The sequence below is a fragment of the Citrobacter sp. FDAARGOS_156 genome (assembly GCF_001559235.2).
Taxonomy (GTDB): Bacteria; Pseudomonadota; Gammaproteobacteria; order Enterobacterales; family Enterobacteriaceae; genus Citrobacter; species Citrobacter youngae.
The window spans coordinates 259,343-275,816 of the sequence record NZ_CP014030.2; the positions used below are offsets into that span (position 1 = coordinate 259,343).

Sequence of the window (16,474 nt, forward strand, 5' to 3'; positions counted from 1 at the left end):
ACAAGCGCAATGTATGGGGGGTAAAGCACAAAAAAGCCCCGTCATTTCTGGCGGGGCAAAGGCCTGGAGCTATTTAGCTATTTAATGCGGGACGTTCGCTGATGGCGATACGTTGTGGAGCAATGGTTTCAGGTTCATTACGGGTCAAATCAATATGCAGTAAGCCATTGGTGAAGCTTGCGCCGGAGACTTCCATATTTTCAGCCAACGTAAAGCTCAGACTGAATGATTGAGTGACCAGCCCCTGATGCAACCATTTGGTCTCTTTTTCCGGCTGCTGCGGCGTACCTTTTACGGTCAGACGCGTGCCTTCCAGTTGAATATCCAAATCTTCCTGACGGAAACCGGCTAACGCAAGGGTAATGCGGTAGTGGTTATCATCGCTCTTTTCGATGTTATAGGGTGGGAAGCTTTGGCTTTCACCAGCGTTTTGTAATGCATTGGCCAGTTTGTCAAAACCGATCCATTGACGCAGCAGTGGGGATAAATCGTAGTTACGCATAATATTCTCCTTCTAAGAAGCGAGTAAGTACCTTTCGGCTCCCTGACGGCAAGCCTGTGCTTAGCAGGGCCGCGCAAGCGGCCCGACAGATAAATTAGTTGATTTCGATGCGGCGCGGTTTGTTCGCTTCAGGAATCACGCGCTCAAGCTCGATATACAGCAGACCGTTTACCAGGTTTGCGCCGCGAACGTGGATGTTCTCCGCTAACTGGAACTTGCGTTCGAAGTTGCGTTCGGCAATACCCTGGTACAGGTAAGTACGTTCTTTTTGCTCGTCCGCATGCGCGCCTTTCACCACCAGCAAATTATCCTGGGCGGTAATTTCCAGCTCGCTTTCAGCAAAGCCCGCAACGGCAATCGCAATGCGGTAGTGGTTTTCGTCTACCAGCTCAACGTTGTACGGAGGGTAGCCACCATTGCTTTGGCCCTGGTTGTTTTCCAGCAGGTTAAACAGACGATCAAATCCAATAGCAGAACGGTATAGCGGGGATAAATCAAAGTTACGCATAATCAATAGCTCCTGAAATCAGCGAGAATGTTGGACCTTCCATCTTGGACAGGTCAGGTAGCCAGGACACCCATCAGGCATGCCCTTCATTTGTCTACACCCTAAAAATGGGTCTTAATACAAACTTTTCAAGCGTACTCCTCTGACTTTTTTTGCAGTTTGTTGTCTATTGCATACACTGGGGGGAGCAGTCGTTATCGTTAAATCGCGATTGCCGCCACAGTGCGACAAGATGGTGATGTTATTTTCGCAACGGATCGCTTTAACTCACCCTGCAAACACGATGATTAGCAGATGAAATAATGATGATAAAAAAAATAGTGTTAACACTGATGATGTGCAGCGGGATGGTTTTTATCAGCGGCTGTTCCAGCGTGATGTCACATACCGGAGGGAAAGAAGGGATATATCCTGGCACGCGCGCCAGCGCCACAATGATTAGCGAAAGTGATACAAACTGGGGAACAAAGTCGCTGGCGATTCTGGATATGCCTTTTACCGCGGTTCTGGATACGGTACTGCTTCCGTGGGATCTCTTTCGCAAAGATAACTCGGTTCGATCTCGCGTAGAAAAGAGCGAGGAGAGAACGCAAGCCACCAACGCCGTTATCCCCCCAGCTCAAATGCCTGCGCCTTAAGTTAACGTCTGGTTTCTGTCACCCATAGCTGGCGGAAACCGTCGACGTCTTCCATCCATGCAACCTGTCGGCCATCAGGAGAGAAGACGATCGCATCTGCTGAAGGTGGGTTGCCATGGCTGGTCGTTAAAAATTCAATCTCTCCCGTCTGCGCATCACAACAAGCGATTCTGTTCTGCAGTACAAATCCCAACCATTTTCCCGACGGATGCCAGTTGAATGCTGACTGAATATCCGTGTCACAGCGGGTAAGCTGACGCGGTTCTCCTCCCTGTGGGGAAATCAACCATAACTGCACGATACCGTTGTCATCACGCATCAGAAACGCAATTTCGGCTGCCGTTGGATTACTGCGCACCCAATGCCGCGGTTGATTCACCAGCCCCGGGAAGGCGCGATCATGAGTAAACGTCAGACGGCGCTGAACGATGCCGGCTGGTGGCGCAGGCATTGTTGCTTCCGTTCCTTCCAGAGGTGCCTCGCCAGGCTGTTTCCAGCCACTTTCATGGCGTGGCAAATCAACGATAAACAGTTCCGGTACTTTTTCGCCACTGACAGACAACGTGTCGCCGATAAAGGCCAGCGTATGATCCCCCACCCAGCCTTCTTCATAAGCGCGGTTAATCTCATCGCTCCCCGGTTTTGGCGTTGGTGTCGTCTGGCTCACCAGCACGCACCAAGAGTTCCCGCTGTATTCACGGGGATGCTGCGCGGAGACCTTCACCGGCCCATACGGCGCAGCAACGCCGACATTGCGTAAATCCAGCGCCGGTGAGCGCTCATGTAGCACGTGATCGTTATAGGTGAAACTGACAAACTCGCCGTTTGGGCTAAAAACATGCACATGACTACCACCGCGCAGCGCGCCTGGGGTATACGGCGCAGTAATATCCATCGCATCCAGATTCCCCACCTCTGCCTGCGTAGCAATCACACCACGTCGATGATGAAAATCGTAATACCATGTTTCATCAGGGTTTTCTGGTCCATGAATGAACACATATTTTTCAGCTTTTGGATGAACGGTCACCACGCCGACGTGTGCGCCTTGCGTAGCACGGTAAATCACCGCCACCTCACCGGTGTGAATATTGACGCGTTCAATCGTCTCTCCGGTAAACGATGCACCGGAAGGACGCACATCAAAGACCAGCCACTGGCTGTCCGGTGTCCAGGTGTTGATATTGGTAAGCTGATGATTACGCGCTGCAAAGGTGATTTGTTTCATGGTGGTGTCCCGGACGAAAAATACCGCTCCTTTTTACCACGCACAGCGCGTATCCCATAAGCCTTTAGCGGGCCGCAAGCGCATCAGCTTGCTGAGCGTTCACAGCCAAAGCGGGGAAGTCCTCGAACGTATAGTAACGAATGGGTGGCGGTAACTGCTCCATTGCTGTACCCGGCCACAGTTGCAACTCTCCGACAGCATTGAGATCAACGCCCTGCCAGCGGTGCGGCAGCGCCAGTCGCTGCAGAACAGCCCGCTCGCCAGGCACGCGTGTCGGCAAACGATTATCCCCCATCTGATAGTTACGCCGCAGCACCAGATACTTTTCCGGCACCCGACGCCGACTGTTCCACCAGCGGCCGTCCAGCATATCGAAATGGAAACGGGTGAGTTCCGGCGACTGAGCGCCAAGATGGACAAGAGCCTGGCGAAGTGCCGTCCCCATCGCCACCTCGTAAACCCCCTGAGAAACTGTTTGCCCCTCCAGAATCAGCGACACCGCCAGGCGGGCACCAAGCAGATTAGAGTACAGATCCTCTGGCGAAAAAGCAGAAACACCTTCAGAAAATCCGGGAACAGACTCAAAACCATACCATTGCGCAATTTCATGCCACTCCGCGACCTGAAACGCCAGATGAGCGGCCAGCCAGGCTGCCAGCGTGTAACGCGCGACAGGATCGGTTGGTGGTGTAAAGGCATTAAACACTAACCGACGCTGGGCCAGTTCGCTATCCAGATCGAGCGTAAAAGCCTGCCCCAGTTTCGGTAGGATCTGACTAAAGATATAGACCGTCATATCAGCGGTATCACGCACGTGGGCGGTATCAATAAAGCCACCGTGCGTGGTGTAGAGAATGCCGTTATTTTCACGGCTTAAACCGGTCAGGTTTTCCAGCCCGGCCAGCATGCTATCGTTGTACTGATGCAATCCAAGGTGGCTCGCCGGGACCACGTTATCCAGCTGATAAAACGGTACCGGCATGCCCAGCAATTCCGCATGCAAGTTGTAGCCAAATGCACAGCAAGGACGTAACCCTTTAGGCAGTGGCTGTGGCGGCATAGCAGGCCACGCGGTGGTCGCTCTCGTTGTTACCTGCGGAGACAGATCTAATGCCACTGGTAGTGCCGCCCCAGCGCTGCCTGCGAGAAGTGATGCCAGTAACGACATAGTTTTCAGCAACCTGCTCAAAATGCCTCTCCGACCTGAAAATAGAAACCGCTGCTGCCTTTGCCGATGCCGTAATCCAGGCGTACGTTGACGCGCGGCTTGAATTCAAAGCGATAACCGACTCCTGCCGAGGGCAGGAGTCGTCCGTCGTCCAGCGCACTAAATGATGGCCCCATAGTCCCTGCACCCAGCCAACCGACCACGCCGTGCCGCCAATCGAGCTTGCGGCGATACTCAAGTTGCCCGCTGACGACATTCTTGTCCCGATAGCGCCCTTCGTAATAACCGCGCATGCGTTGATTGCTACCGAGCAGCGGCATCATGCTCCATGGCACTGCTCCCTGGGTAAACGTGCCATCCGCCTCCCATGCCAGCACGTTTTTATCGTCCAGCGAGTGGTAACGGCTGTAATGCAACTGGTATTCATCAAACCGGGTATCGCTCCCCACCTCAGGAGTAAAGCGGGTGTAGCGCACATCGGCATACTGCCCTTTACGCGGATTGGGTACGAAATCACGATCGTCCCAGCTCAGTTCCACGCTACTCCCGGAACTGAGAACCGATGCCCCCTGCGGCGTAGTTTCAATTTTCGGCGGATCGTTGTCGTCCATTTGCGCAGCATGCTGGGTATTCAGCGACCAGCCGACCCCCAGATAGATGTTAGGCGCTAACCGCCGGTATAGCGTTGGACGCAAATCCAGGACCTGAGCGGTATATTGCTGTTTTTGGCTATCTTTATCTCCGGCGCTAAAACCCTGCCCCCAGTAGTAGGTTGGGGTATCTGTTAATGCGCCATTAAGAAAGAAACGCCAGCGATCGTCGGCGAAAAAAGCATAATTTTGCATCGTGATGCCAAAGGCCCCCGTTGAGCTAAAGTAGCCGCTCAACGTCAGCGTCGAGTTTTGACTCACCGTATCGTTCGGATCGGGTCGATACATCCCCACTACCGCCGTCCCGATCCCCAGCCCCAGTTCCGGGGTATAAAACGGCCCAGGCATCACTCCCCAGTCGATACCTTTAGTAGCGTTAAAGTTATCGCTGGCGCCCAGTTTATTCAGCCAGCCGTCAATCTCATTGCGGGTCGGCAGCGCCGACTGAACGTATCCGGCAAACAGGCAGAAAAACAGAAGCAGGCCGATGCGCGTCAAAAACGATACTCTCCCGCAGCAAAGAAGCTATTACGGTCGGCGAAGCCAATTTCGGTGGTGATATTAACGTTGCGGGTCAACTCATATTGCGCGCCTACCAGCACGTTCCAGGGGGATTGCAGGTGTTGTTTAACATCGAAGCGACCATTGCTATCCTTGTTCGCAATATCCACCATTTTTTGCAGCGCCGCAGAAGGCATCGTGAGATCGTTCAGGCTGCCGCTAAATTCTTGCTGCACATCCTGATACATGCTGCCCACCCACAGATTTAACTTACCGGATGGCATGTGCAGGGTCTCCATGCCGGGAGTGGTAAAGCGATAACCTACACGCGGAGAGATGGTAAAGGCATTAATACTGCCATCAAGGATATCGAACTGTGTTTGCGTATAGTTGGCATCAAAAGCCGTAAACCAGTTGCCCACTCCACCAACCAGAGTCGTTCCTACACCGTAGGTTGTGCCTTTAAAGTCGAGCTGAAATGCCAGATTCTGCAAATTGGCTGGTGTACGGTATTTACGTGGTCCTTTGATTCCTACACCTATCTGCGAAACAGAGTGTCCGTCGGTATAGCCAATCAGACCATAGACGTTCATAAAGGGCAGCAGCCAGGCATCCAGTTTTAAGGTTTCGGTTTTACTTCTCTCCCGGGTGTTGCCGACGTTGATTTTAAACGCGTTATCCAACGAGTGACCGCGCAGGGAAAGACCGTTGAAATTGATGCTGTCTACATTAATGTTTTGCCTGATATTCATGTAGTTAATATTCACGCCAAACGGCTCAGGCAGGTCGTAGCCTCGTTTACGTGCCTCCTCACCTAAAAACGGCAAAACAGAGTGGCTTGTGGTTGGTTTAGCCGCGGGTTTTGTCGGCAAAGAAGTAGCCTGACCATAGTCCTGATAGTCATACAGCGGTGTCAATGTTGAGCCAGAATCCGTCGCAGCCCAGGCCTGAAAAGCCAAACAGGAAGACGTCATCAACACCAGGCGGATGCGTGTGTTAGTCATAAGGAAACATAGTTGCAGGCAGGAATCGCCCGAATATAAAAGAAGGGGGGAGAGTATAGAAGTTACGTGCTAAGTGGGGGGATTAATGTGCGATTTCACATCTGATAATACAAACATGATTTTTATAACATTCTTAATGTTTTATGCCTGGCCGAAGCCAGGCATACGTGTATCAGGAGAGAACGTATTTCTCAATCGCCCAGGCTACGCCGTCTTCAAGATTGGATTTCGTCACGAAGTTAGCCACTTCTTTCACCGACGAAATAGCATTATCCATTGCAACGCCTACGCCTGCGTATTCGATCATCGCGATATCATTTTCCTGATCGCCAATCGCCATCACCTCTTCGGCTTTAATTCCTAACGCATCGGCCAGCGATTTCACGCCAGTGCCTTTATTAACGCGTTTATCCAGAATTTCGAGGAAATACGGCGCACTTTTCAGTACGGTGTACTTCTCTTTTACCTCTGCTGGAATACGCGAGATGGCTTGATCGAGGATTTCTGGTTCATCAATCATCATCACTTTCAGGAACTGGGTCGCCGGGTCCATTTTCTCTGCTTCACAGAACACCAGCGGGATGGTCGCGACAAAAGACTCATGCACCGTGTAGTAACTGATATCACGGTTGGCGGTATACAGAGTATTGCGATCGAGTGCGTGGAAATGCGAACCGACCGTCCTGGAGAGTTGTTCCAGGAAGCGGTAATCATCATAGCTCAGCGCGGTTTGCGCGACGGTGCTTCCATCTCCGGCTTTCTGCACCAGCGCACCGTTGTAGGTAATGCAGTAGTCACCGGGTTGTTCCATATGCAGTTCTTTCAGATAGCTGTGGACGCCAGCATACGGGCGCCCCGTGGTCAGCACCACATTCACACCTCGCGCGCGTGCCGCGGCAATCGCCGTTTTGACCGCTGGTGAAATGGTGTGATCGGGCAGCAGAAGTGTGCCATCCATGTCGATAGCAATAAGTTTGATAGCCATGAGTTCCCCGGATTAAATGAGTCCATCCTCATGCTAACGCGATTCCGCTCAAAAAACAGCTACGAAAAGGGGGATGGAAAGGGGAATCGGGATTCCCCTTTTGACAATCGATGGTAGGGCGGATAGGGCCTGAGCCGCCATCCGGCAAACGCAGACGAACTGCCTGATGGCGCTTCGCTTATCAGGCCTACAGGAGCAGGCCTGAGGTACATGTTAGATATCGATATTCGCCGCTTTCAGGGCGTTTTCTTCGATAAATGCACGACGCGGTTCAACAGCATCACCCATCAGCGTGGTGAACAACTGGTCAGCGGCAATCGCATCCTTCACGGTAACGCGCAGCATACGGCGGCTTTCCGGGTCCATGGTAGTTTCCCACAGCTGTTCCGGGTTCATCTCGCCCAGACCTTTATAGCGCTGAATCGCGAGGCCACGACGGGACTCTTTCACCAGCCAGTCCAGCGCCTGCTCGAAGCTGGCAACCGGCTGACGACGCTCGCCACGTTCGATAAACGCATCGTCTTCGATCAGGCCACGTAGTTTCTCACCCAGCGTGCAGATACGACGGTATTCGCCGCCGGTCACAAACTCGTGATCCAGCGGATAGTCGGTATCAACACCGTGGGTACGCACGCGGATCACCGGCTCGAACAGGTTCAGTTCAGCGTCTTTACGCACAAAGCTGTTCCAGGTGCTGCCGTGCATTTCGTTTTCATTCAGCACGTTAACCAGTTGGGAAACCCAGGCAGTGACTTTCGCTTCATCAGTGAGATCGGCTTCAGCCAGCGTCGGTTGATAAACCAGTTCTTTCAACAGCGCTTTCGGGAAACGGCGTTCCATACGGCCAATCATTTTCTGCGTGGCGTTGTATTCAGAAACCAGTTTTTCCAGCGCATCACCCGCCAGCGCCGGCGCGTGGGCATTGGTGTGCAGCGTGGCACCATCAAGGGCGATAGAGATCTGGTACTGATCCATCGCTTCATCGTCTTTGATGTACTGTTCCTGCTTGCCTTTCTTCACTTTGTACAGCGGCGGCTGCGCAATGTAGACGTGGCCGCGCTCAACGATTTCCGGCATCTGACGATAGAAGAAGGTCAACAGCAGCGTACGGATGTGCGAGCCATCGACGTCCGCATCAGTCATGATGATGATGCTGTGATAACGCAGTTTGTCCGGGTTGTACTCGTCACGACCGATGCCACAGCCCAGTGCGGTGATCAGCGTCGCCACTTCCTGAGAAGAGAGCATCTTGTCGAAGCGCGCCTTCTCAACGTTAAGAATTTTACCCTTCAGCGGCAGAATCGCCTGGTTTTTACGGTTACGTCCCTGCTTCGCAGAGCCGCCCGCTGAGTCCCCTTCCACCAGGTACAGTTCAGAGTGAGCCGGGTCGCGTTCCTGACAGTCCGCCAGTTTGCCCGGCAGACCCGCTAAGTCCAGCGCACCTTTACGGCGGGTCATTTCACGCGCACGACGTGCCGCTTCACGAGCACGCGCCGCATCAATAATTTTGCCGACGACGATTTTCGCGTCAGACGGGTTTTCCAGCAGGTATTCGCTCAGCAGTTCGTTCATCTGCTGTTCTACCGCCGATTTCACCTCAGAAGAGACCAGCTTGTCTTTGGTCTGGGAGGAGAATTTCGGATCCGGTACCTTCACGGAAACAACGGCAATCAGGCCTTCACGGGCATCGTCACCGGTGGCGCTGACTTTCGCTTTTTTGCTGTAGCCTTCTTTGTCCATGTAGGCGTTCAGGGTACGGGTCATCGCCGCACGGAAGCCTGCAAGGTGAGTACCGCCATCACGCTGCGGAATGTTGTTGGTGAAGCAGTAGATGTTTTCCTGGAAACCATCGTTCCACTGCAGCGCAACTTCAACGCCGATACCGTCTTTTTCGGTGGAGAAGTAGAAGATATTCGGGTGGATCGGCGTTTTGTTTTTGTTGAGGTATTCAACAAACGCCTTGATGCCACCTTCGTAGTGGAAATGGTCTTCTTTGCCGTCGCGCTTGTCGCGCAGACGAATAGAGACGCCAGAGTTCAGGAATGACAGCTCACGCAGACGCTTCGCCAGAATGTCGTATTCGAATTCAACGACGTTGGTAAAGGTTTCGTGGCTTGGCCAGAAACGGACCTGAGTCCCCGTCATTTCTGTTTCGCCAGTTACTGCCAGCGGCGCCTGCGGCACACCGTGCACGTAAGTTTGCTGATGCACTTTGCCTTCACGACGAATCACCAGTTCCAGCTTCTGTGACAGGGCGTTAACGACGGAAACACCCACACCGTGCAGACCGCCGGAAACTTTATAGGAGTTATCATCGAATTTACCGCCTGCGTGCAAAACGGTCATGATAACTTCCGCTGCCGAAACGCCCTCTTCCGGGTGAATACCGGTTGGGATACCACGGCCATCATCGGTAACGGACACGGAGTTGTCAGCGTGAATCGTTACCACGATATCTTTACAGTGACCCGCGAGCGCTTCGTCGATAGCGTTATCTACCACCTCGAATACCATGTGGTGCAGACCGGTGCCGTCATCCGTGTCGCCGATATACATACCCGGGCGCTTACGCACCGCATCCAGTCCTTTCAGGACTTTGATACTGGAGGAGTCATAAGAATTCGACATCAACGTTTCTCGCTCATTTTATCTTGGGTTAATCCGTTATTTTACCCTTTTCCACGGTAAACATCTTCGAATTTTCATCGGACATGTCTATAACGTGTTCAGCGCTGATTGCGCTGACAAAGACCTGAGATTGCGTGGCTTTTAAGCGGCTGGCCAGCAGTCCGCGACGCGCGTCATCCAGTTCAGAGGCAAAATCATCTATCAGGTACAGGCAGCGCCGCCCGCTTTCACGGGTCAGGAACTCCCCTTGCGCCAGACGTAAGGCGCACATCAGCAGCTTTAGCTGCCCACGCGACAACGTATCTTCCACGGGCGCACCGTCGGCGCGAATGCGGAAATCCGCCTTATGCGGACCGTGCGCGGTGTAGGTCAACATGCGATCGCGTTCAAAACTACGTTCCAGCACTTCGGCGTAATCTGTCTCTTTCTCCCAGCCGCGCTGGAAAGAGAAGGAGAGAGAAAACTCGGGAAGAAACTGCTGGCAGGTATCCGCCATATCCTGCGCGATACCGGCGCTGTACTCCGCGCGCCAGGTGCTGATTTGTTCCGCCAGTGGGATCAGTTCTTTATCCCACGGGCGGAGTTGTTCATAACGACTTACCTGGCGCAGCGCTGCATTGCGCTGCTTGAGCAGTCGCTTCAGGTTACTCCAGGCGGTGAAAAATCCGGCTTCATTGTGAAAGCATCCCCAGTCAAGGAATGCTCTTCTGTATTTGGGGCCGCCATTGAGTAAAGTAAACCCCTCGGGCGTGATCAGCTGCATCGGCATCAGGTGCGCCAGTTCCGCGACCTTGTGCCCGTCAGTGCCGTCAATGCGCACTTTGCTGTCACCCAGTTTGTCTTTCGTCAGGCCAATCGACGTCTCACGTTCTTCACCCTGCAAACGCCCGTGTAAAACAAACGACTCCTGCTCGTGGCGAATCACGCGGCCAATCTGCAAACTGCGAAACGCCCGACCGTGGCCGAGCGTATAGATAGCTTCCAGCACGCTGGTCTTGCCGCTGCCGTTAGCGCCTACCAGAAAGTTAAAGCCGGGAGATAAAGCGAGATCCGCATTTTCGATATTACGAAAATCGCGGATCAACAGGCGGGTCAGCGACATTACAGTCTCATTGGCATAACAACGTAAGCCGCGCTCTGGCTGGCTGCATCTTCAATTTGTACGCTGGAGACGGAATCGGTCAGCAGAATACGCACGTTCTCGCACTTCAGCGCGTTCAGAACGTCCAGTACGTAGCTAACGTTAAAGCCGATTTCCAGTTCTGTACCAGGATAGGAGACATCCAGAATTTCTTCGGCTTCTTCCTGCTCCGGGTTATTAGCGGTGATTTTCAGCTGGTTTTCACTGACATACAGACGCACGCCGCGGAATTTCTCGTTAGAGAGGATCGCCGCACGAGCAAACGCCTGTTTGAGGATATCGCAACCTGCTTCCAGATGTTTGTCCGGATTCTTCGGCAGTACGCGGCGATAATCCGGGAAACGACCGTCAACCAGCTTGGAGGTAAAGATGAAATCACCCACGTGCGCACGAATGTTGTTGCTGCCAATCTGCACGCGCAGCGGGTTATCGCCGCCGTCGAGCATACGCATCAGTTCAATCACGCCTTTACGCGGTACGATCACCGAATGGCTGGGCAACGGCTGACCGACAGGCATTGAACAGACCGCCAGGCGGTGACCGTCGGTCGCCACGGTACGCAGCTCTTCCCCTTCGGTTTCAAACAGCATGCCGTTTAAATAGTAACGCACGTCCTGATGCGCCATTGAAAACTGCGTGGCTTCAATCAGACGCTTCATCGTCGCCTGCGGTAGCGTGAATTCGACTTCGCTCTGCCAGTCGTCCAGATTCGGGAAGTCGGCGGCAGGCAGCGTGGACAGCGAGAAACGGCTGCGGCCAGAACGCACCAGCATACGGTCGCCTTCCAGTTGAACGGCAATTTCTGCGCCTTCCGGCAACCCGCGGCAAATATCGAAGAATTTACGCGCCGGAACGGTGGTCGCACCAGGTTCATGCGGCTGGATCAGCGCCACGCGCGCCACCATCTCCATTTCGAGATCGGTACCGGTCAGAGAAAGCGCACCGTCAGCAACCTGCAGCAGCAGGTTTCCGAGGATCGGCAGTGTAGGACGTCCACCCAGCGGGCCGCTGACCTGCTGAAGCGGTTTTAATAAATGTTCACGTTCAACGGTAAATTTCATAGCGTCACGAAGATAATGTTCTGATTAAATTGGAGAAATCTTCTTTAATATCATGGCTTTCTTCACGCAACTGCTCAATCTTACGGCAGGCATGAAGCACGGTAGTATGATCGCGCCCACCAAACGCATCGCCAATTTCCGGCAGACTGTGGTTAGTGAGCTCTTTTGCCAGCGCCATCGCCATCTGACGCGGACGTGCTACCGAACGAGATCGACGCTTAGAAAGCAGATCCGCAATTTTGATTTTGTAATACTCTGCCACCGTCTTTTGAATATTGTCGATGGTGACCAGCTTTTCCTGCAAAGCCAGCAAATCGCGCAGCGCTTCACGCACGAAATCGATAGTAATTGCCCGGCCGGTAAAATTGGCGTTAGCGATCACGCGGTTCAGTGCGCCTTCCAGTTCACGCACGTTAGAGCGTAGACGCTTGGCGATAAAGAACGCCACTTCACCCGGCAGACGAATGTCGTTTTCGTCAGCCTTTTTCATCAGGATCGCGACGCGTGTTTCCAGCTCAGGCGGCTCGATCGCGACAGTCAGTCCCCAGCCGAAGCGAGATTTCAGACGATCTTCAACGCCGTTGATCTCCTTCGGATAGCGATCCGAGGTCAGGATGATCTGCTGATTACCTTCCAGCAGGGCATTAAAGGTGTGGAAAAATTCTTCCTGTGAACGTTCTTTATTAGCAAAGAATTGAATATCGTCAATCAGCAGCGCATCAACGGAACGGTAATAGCGTTTAAACTCTTCGATCGCATTGTTTTGCAGGGCTTTAACCATGTCCTGCACAAAACGCTCGGAGTGCATATACACCACTTTTGCGTTCGGCTTACGCGCCATAATGCCGTTACCGACAGCGTGCAGCAGGTGGGTTTTACCCAGACCCGTACCGCCATAAAGGAATAACGGATTGTAGGCGCCGCCTGGATTGTCCGCCACCTGACGTGCCGCCGCGCGCGCCAGTTGGTTAGATTTACCTTCAACGAAGTTATCAAACGTATGTTTGACGTTGACGTTAGAGCGATAGGTAGGTTCAGCCGGAGCCGGGACGTTATCCCAGCCAGGGCGCGCTGCCGGTACGGTACGTTGCGGTTGCACTTGCTGAGCCACGTGGGCGGGCGCCACAACGTTGTTGACCGGCGTTTTCAGCGTTTGCGTAACGGGTTTAGTGCCAACCTCAAAACGCAGCTGTGGGGCATCCGCTCCGCAAAAATTATTGAGTAATCCATTAATATTATTAAGGTATTTATCCCTTACCCAATCGAGCACGAAACGGTTTGGCGCATACAAAGCCAGCGTGTTATCGCTCAGTTCCGCCTGCAACGGGCGTATCCACATACTGAATTCTGTGGCTGGTAACTCATCCTGCAATCGGGCAAGACACTGCTGCCAAAGCGAAAGTGACACGGCGGACTCCACTCGAACAAAAGTCGATAAATGACAAAGGCTGAAACATTCATGATTGTTGACGCACATCGACAAGACCCTATGCAAAGGGTGACGTGCGAATTGCTATCTGCAATTTTTACCCGATCAGGATCCATTGAAACGATCGGGACCGCGGATCATAGCGTAAACTGAGAAAGAGATCTTCTGTTTCTCACAGATTCTTCCCGATTTATCCACAGGATGATCCAGAATCGGCTAAGTGTAAACGATCCTGGAGAAGTGCTGCAGGTTTTCGCGCGCATATTGAAAAAATTAATGAGTAAAGATGCTTTACTGCTTAAACGATCTAATAAAGATCCCGTGCGATCCTTGCGCTTTATCCACCAGCCCGTATAATTCTTACCCCCAGCGAGTAACGGTCGCCTTACGGCGTCAACGCTGCCTGTTTTTTACACAAAACCACGTGAAAAAAAACGGGATATAAGGAAAGAGAATTGACTCCGGAGTGTACAATTATTACAATCCGGCCTCTTTAATCACCCACACTGTGGCGTAAGTCGTTCGAAATTCGTTCGGGTATACGCAAAAGTCAGTGAATTTATTCAAGTTTAGGTAGAAATCGCCATGAAACGCACTTTTCAACCGTCTGTACTGAAGCGCAACCGTTCTCACGGCTTCCGTGCTCGTATGGCAAATAAAAATGGTCGTCAGGTTCTGGCACGTCGTCGTGCTAAAGGCCGTTCTCGTCTGACCGTTTCTAAGTAATAAAAGCTAGCCCCTGAGTGGTTAAGCTCGCATTTCCCAGGGAGTTACGTTTGTTAACTCCCACTCATTTCACATTCGTCTTCCAGCAGCCACAACGGGCTGGCACGCCGCAAATCACCATCCTCGGCCGCCTGAATTCGCTGGGGCATCCCCGTATCGGTCTTACCGTCGCCAAGAAAAATGTTAAACGTGCGCATGAACGTAATCGGATTAAACGTCTGACGCGTGAAAGCTTCCGTTTACGTCAGCACGAGCTTCCAGCAATGGATTTCGTGGTGGTGGCGAAAAAAGGGGTTGCTGACCTCGATAACCGTGCTCTCTCGGAAGCGTTGGAAAAATTATGGCGTCGCCATTGTCGCCTGGCTCGCGGGTCCTGATAGCCCTCATTCGGGTCTATCAACGCCTGATCAGTCCGCTGCTTGGGCCGCATTGCCGTTTCACTCCAACCTGTTCGAGCTACGGAATTGAGGCATTGCGCAGGTTTGGAGTGATAAAAGGCAGTTGGTTGACGGTGAAACGCGTATTAAAATGCCACCCTTTACACCCTGGTGGTGACGATCCCGTCCCGCCCGGACCATTTGATACCAGAGAACACTAACGATGGATTCGCAACGCAATCTTTTAGTCATCGCTTTGCTGTTCGTGTCTTTCATGATCTGGCAAGCCTGGGAGCAGGATAAAAATCCGCAACCTCAGGCCCAACAGACCACGCAGACAACGACCACCGCAGCGGGTAGCGCCGCAGACCAGGGCGTACCGGCCAGTGGCCAGGGGAAACTGATTACGGTTAAAACTGACGTGCTTGATCTGACCATCAACACCCGTGGTGGTGATGTGGAACAGGCTTCACTGCCAGCTTACCCGAAAGAACTGGGTTCTACCGAACCGTTCCAGTTACTGGAAACCACGCCACAGTTCATCTACCAGGCACAAAGTGGCCTGACAGGTCGTGACGGCCCGGATAACCCGGCTAACGGCCCGCGTCCGCTGTACAACGTCGAAAAAGACGCATTTGTACTGGCTGACGGTCAGAACGAACTGCAGATCCCGATGACCTATACTGACGCAGCGGGTAACACATTCACTAAAACGTTTGTACTCAAGCGTGGTGAATATGCTGTCAACGTTAACTACAGCGTGCAGAACGCCGGCGAAAAACCGCTGGAAGTCTCCACCTTTGGTCAGCTGAAGCAATCCATCAATCTGCCATCTCATCGCGATACCGGAAGCAGCAACTTTGCGCTGCACACCTTCCGCGGCGCGGCGTACTCCACGCCAGATGAGAAGTATGAGAAATACAAATTCGACACCATTGCTGACAACGAAAACCTGAACGTCAATGCTAAAGACGGTTGGGTTGCAATGCTGCAACAGTATTTCGCCACGGCATGGGTTCCGCGTAACGACGGCACCAACAACTTCTATACCGCTAACCTGGGTAACGGCATTGCCGCTATCGGCTATAAATCACAGCCGGTATTGGTACAGCCTGGTCAGACTGGCGCGATGACCAGCACCCTGTGGGTCGGCCCGGAAATTCAGGATAAAATGGCGGCCGTTGCACCGCACCTGGATCTGACCGTGGATTACGGCTGGTTGTGGTTCATCTCTCAGCCGCTGTTCAAACTGCTGAAATGGATCCATAGCTTCCTGGGTAACTGGGGCTTCTCCATCATCGTTATCACCTTTATCGTTCGTGGCATCATGTACCCGCTGACCAAAGCGCAGTACACCTCCATGGCGAAGATGCGTATGCTGCAGCCGAAGATTCAGGCAATGCGTGAGCGTCTGGGTGATGACAAACAGCGTCAGAGCCAGGAAATGATGGCCCTGTACAAAGCTGAGAAGGTTAACCCGCTGGGCGGCTGCTTCCCGCTGATCATCCAGATGCCAATCTTCCTGGCGTTGTACTACATGCTGATGGGCTCCATTGAGCTGCGTCATGCGCCGTTCGCGCTGTGGATCCATGACCTGTCCGCACAGGACCCGTACTACATCCTGCCGATCCTGATGGGCGTGACGATGTTCTTCATTCAGAAGATGTCTCCGACCACCGTAACCGACCCGATGCAGCAGAAGATCATGACCTTTATGCCGGTCATCTTCACCGTGTTCTTCCTGTGGTTCCCGTCAGGTCTGGTGCTGTACTATATCGTCAGCAACCTGGTAACCATTATTCAGCAGCAGCTGATTTACCGTGGTCTGGAGAAGCGTGGCCTGCATAGCCGCGAGAAGAAAAACTCCTGATTCGGTGTAGGCCGGATTAGGCGAAGCCGCCATCCGGCAAACGGAACATAAAGTAAAG

General features: G+C 52.9%; 17 protein-coding genes and 1 other annotated feature. Of the genes, 6 read left to right on the forward strand and 11 right to left on the reverse strand.

Going from position 1 to position 16,474, the window contains the following annotated elements; translation table 11 throughout:
* Positions 1-73: 73 nt before the first annotated feature.
* Positions 74-502: a small heat shock chaperone IbpB gene (ibpB, locus tag AL515_RS01285; protein ID WP_005121488.1), complete on the reverse strand. Its 429-nt coding sequence runs from the start codon at positions 500-502 to the stop codon at positions 74-76.
* A 94-nt stretch (positions 503-596) separates the two neighbouring features.
* Positions 597-1,010: a small heat shock chaperone IbpA gene (ibpA, locus tag AL515_RS01290; protein ID WP_040231504.1), complete on the reverse strand. Its 414-nt coding sequence runs from the start codon at positions 1,008-1,010 to the stop codon at positions 597-599.
* Positions 1,004-1,076 (reverse strand) — a sequence feature (ROSE (Repression Of Heat Shock gene Expression) occurs in the 5'-region of heat shock genes and acts as an RNA thermometer to modulate expression.). It overlaps the preceding gene by 7 nt.
* Before the next feature lie 239 nt (positions 1,077-1,315).
* On the opposite strand from ibpA, the gene AL515_RS01295 reads away from it, so the two are divergent.
* Positions 1,316-1,648, forward strand: a complete 333-nt coding sequence (locus tag AL515_RS01295) for a YceK/YidQ family lipoprotein (protein WP_162873168.1) — start codon at positions 1,316-1,318, stop codon at positions 1,646-1,648.
* Between the two features lies 1 nt (position 1,649).
* Here AL515_RS01295 and AL515_RS01300 read toward each other — a convergent pair whose 3' ends face one another.
* The 9 genes from AL515_RS01300 to dnaA form a co-directional block, all read right to left on the reverse strand.
* Positions 1,650-2,876, reverse strand: a complete 1,227-nt coding sequence (locus tag AL515_RS01300; RefSeq protein WP_061066890.1) for a DUF3748 domain-containing protein — start codon at positions 2,874-2,876, stop codon at positions 1,650-1,652.
* Between the two features lie 64 nt (positions 2,877-2,940).
* Positions 2,941-4,065: a DUF4056 domain-containing protein gene (locus AL515_RS01305; RefSeq protein WP_370528892.1), complete on the reverse strand. Its 1,125-nt coding sequence runs from the start codon at positions 4,063-4,065 to the stop codon at positions 2,941-2,943.
* Complete coding sequence (locus AL515_RS01310; protein WP_086523819.1) at positions 4,062-5,183, reverse strand: BamA/TamA family outer membrane protein; 1,122 nt, start codon at positions 5,181-5,183, stop codon at positions 4,062-4,064. Before AL515_RS01310 ends, AL515_RS01305 begins: the two co-directional genes overlap by 4 nt.
* Before the next feature lie 5 nt (positions 5,184-5,188).
* Positions 5,189-6,199, reverse strand: a complete 1,011-nt coding sequence (locus AL515_RS01315; protein WP_061066892.1) for a hypothetical protein — start codon at positions 6,197-6,199, stop codon at positions 5,189-5,191.
* Between the two features lie 172 nt (positions 6,200-6,371).
* A complete protein-coding gene (gene yidA / locus AL515_RS01320) occupies positions 6,372-7,184 on the reverse strand; it encodes a sugar-phosphatase (protein ID WP_048213770.1) in 813 nt (270 codons plus the stop codon).
* A gap of 213 nt (positions 7,185-7,397) precedes the next feature.
* Entirely contained in the window at positions 7,398-9,812 is a 2,415-nt protein-coding gene (gyrB, locus tag AL515_RS01325) for a DNA topoisomerase (ATP-hydrolyzing) subunit B (protein WP_048213771.1), read from the reverse strand.
* Between the two features lie 28 nt (positions 9,813-9,840).
* Positions 9,841-10,914: a DNA replication/repair protein RecF gene (recF, locus tag AL515_RS01330; RefSeq protein WP_003023865.1), complete on the reverse strand. Its 1,074-nt coding sequence runs from the start codon at positions 10,912-10,914 to the stop codon at positions 9,841-9,843.
* Positions 10,914-12,014, reverse strand: coding sequence for a DNA polymerase III subunit beta (gene dnaN, locus AL515_RS01335; protein ID WP_005121477.1), 1,101 nt, complete (start codon positions 12,012-12,014; stop codon positions 10,914-10,916). The genes recF and dnaN overlap by 1 nt, the downstream gene beginning before the upstream one ends.
* Before the next feature lie 4 nt (positions 12,015-12,018).
* The gene (dnaA, locus tag AL515_RS01340; protein WP_061066893.1) at positions 12,019-13,422 is read right to left on the reverse strand and encodes a chromosomal replication initiator protein DnaA; all 1,404 of its coding nucleotides are present in this window, start codon (positions 13,420-13,422) and stop codon (positions 12,019-12,021) included.
* Positions 13,423-13,719: 297 nt separating this feature from the next.
* Here dnaA and AL515_RS24040 point away from each other — a divergent pair, with 297 nt between their 5' ends.
* From AL515_RS24040 to yidC, 5 genes are all read left to right on the forward strand, one after another.
* Positions 13,720-13,800, forward strand: coding sequence for a hypothetical protein (locus AL515_RS24040; protein WP_418221920.1), 81 nt, complete (start codon positions 13,720-13,722; stop codon positions 13,798-13,800).
* Between the two features lie 228 nt (positions 13,801-14,028).
* Entirely contained in the window at positions 14,029-14,169 is a 141-nt protein-coding gene (gene rpmH / locus AL515_RS01345) for a 50S ribosomal protein L34 (protein WP_003023858.1), read from the forward strand.
* Between the two features lie 17 nt (positions 14,170-14,186).
* A complete protein-coding gene (gene rnpA, locus AL515_RS01350; protein ID WP_003844432.1) occupies positions 14,187-14,546 on the forward strand; it encodes a ribonuclease P protein component in 360 nt (119 codons plus the stop codon).
* Complete coding sequence (gene yidD / locus AL515_RS01355) at positions 14,510-14,767, forward strand: membrane protein insertion efficiency factor YidD (RefSeq protein WP_003023846.1); 258 nt, start codon at positions 14,510-14,512, stop codon at positions 14,765-14,767. The genes rnpA and yidD overlap by 37 nt, the downstream gene beginning before the upstream one ends.
* A 2-nt stretch (positions 14,768-14,769) precedes the next feature.
* The gene (gene yidC / locus AL515_RS01360) at positions 14,770-16,416 is read left to right on the forward strand and encodes a membrane protein insertase YidC (protein ID WP_048213774.1); all 1,647 of its coding nucleotides are present in this window, start codon (positions 14,770-14,772) and stop codon (positions 16,414-16,416) included.
* Positions 16,417-16,474: the final 58 nt, after the last annotated feature.

Excerpts from the sequence above, each read along its gene's own strand:
- ibpB (WP_005121488.1), bottom strand. The coding sequence starts at position 502 with ATGCGTAACTACGATTTATCCCCACTGCTGCGTCAATGGATCGGTTTT.
- ibpA (WP_040231504.1), bottom strand. The coding sequence starts at position 1,010 with ATGCGTAACTTTGATTTATCCCCGCTATACCGTTCTGCTATTGGATTT.
- AL515_RS01295 (WP_162873168.1), top strand. The coding sequence starts at position 1,316 with ATGATAAAAAAAATAGTGTTAACACTGATGATGTGCAGCGGGATGGTT.
- AL515_RS01300 (WP_061066890.1), bottom strand. The coding sequence starts at position 2,876 with ATGAAACAAATCACCTTTGCAGCGCGTAATCATCAGCTTACCAATATC.
- AL515_RS01315 (WP_061066892.1), bottom strand. The coding sequence starts at position 6,199 with ATGACTAACACACGCATCCGCCTGGTGTTGATGACGTCTTCCTGTTTG.
- yidA (WP_048213770.1), bottom strand. The coding sequence starts at position 7,184 with ATGGCTATCAAACTTATTGCTATCGACATGGATGGCACACTTCTGCTG.
- gyrB (WP_048213771.1), bottom strand. The coding sequence starts at position 9,812 with ATGTCGAATTCTTATGACTCCTCCAGTATCAAAGTCCTGAAAGGACTG.
- recF (WP_003023865.1), bottom strand. The coding sequence starts at position 10,914 with ATGTCGCTGACCCGCCTGTTGATCCGCGATTTTCGTAATATCGAAAAT.
- dnaN (WP_005121477.1), bottom strand. The coding sequence starts at position 12,014 with ATGAAATTTACCGTTGAACGTGAACATTTATTAAAACCGCTTCAGCAG.
- AL515_RS24040 (WP_418221920.1), top strand. The coding sequence starts at position 13,720 with ATGAGTAAAGATGCTTTACTGCTTAAACGATCTAATAAAGATCCCGTG.
- rpmH (WP_003023858.1), top strand. The coding sequence starts at position 14,029 with ATGAAACGCACTTTTCAACCGTCTGTACTGAAGCGCAACCGTTCTCAC.
- yidD (WP_003023846.1), top strand. The coding sequence starts at position 14,510 with ATGGCGTCGCCATTGTCGCCTGGCTCGCGGGTCCTGATAGCCCTCATT.
- yidC (WP_048213774.1), top strand. The coding sequence starts at position 14,770 with ATGGATTCGCAACGCAATCTTTTAGTCATCGCTTTGCTGTTCGTGTCT.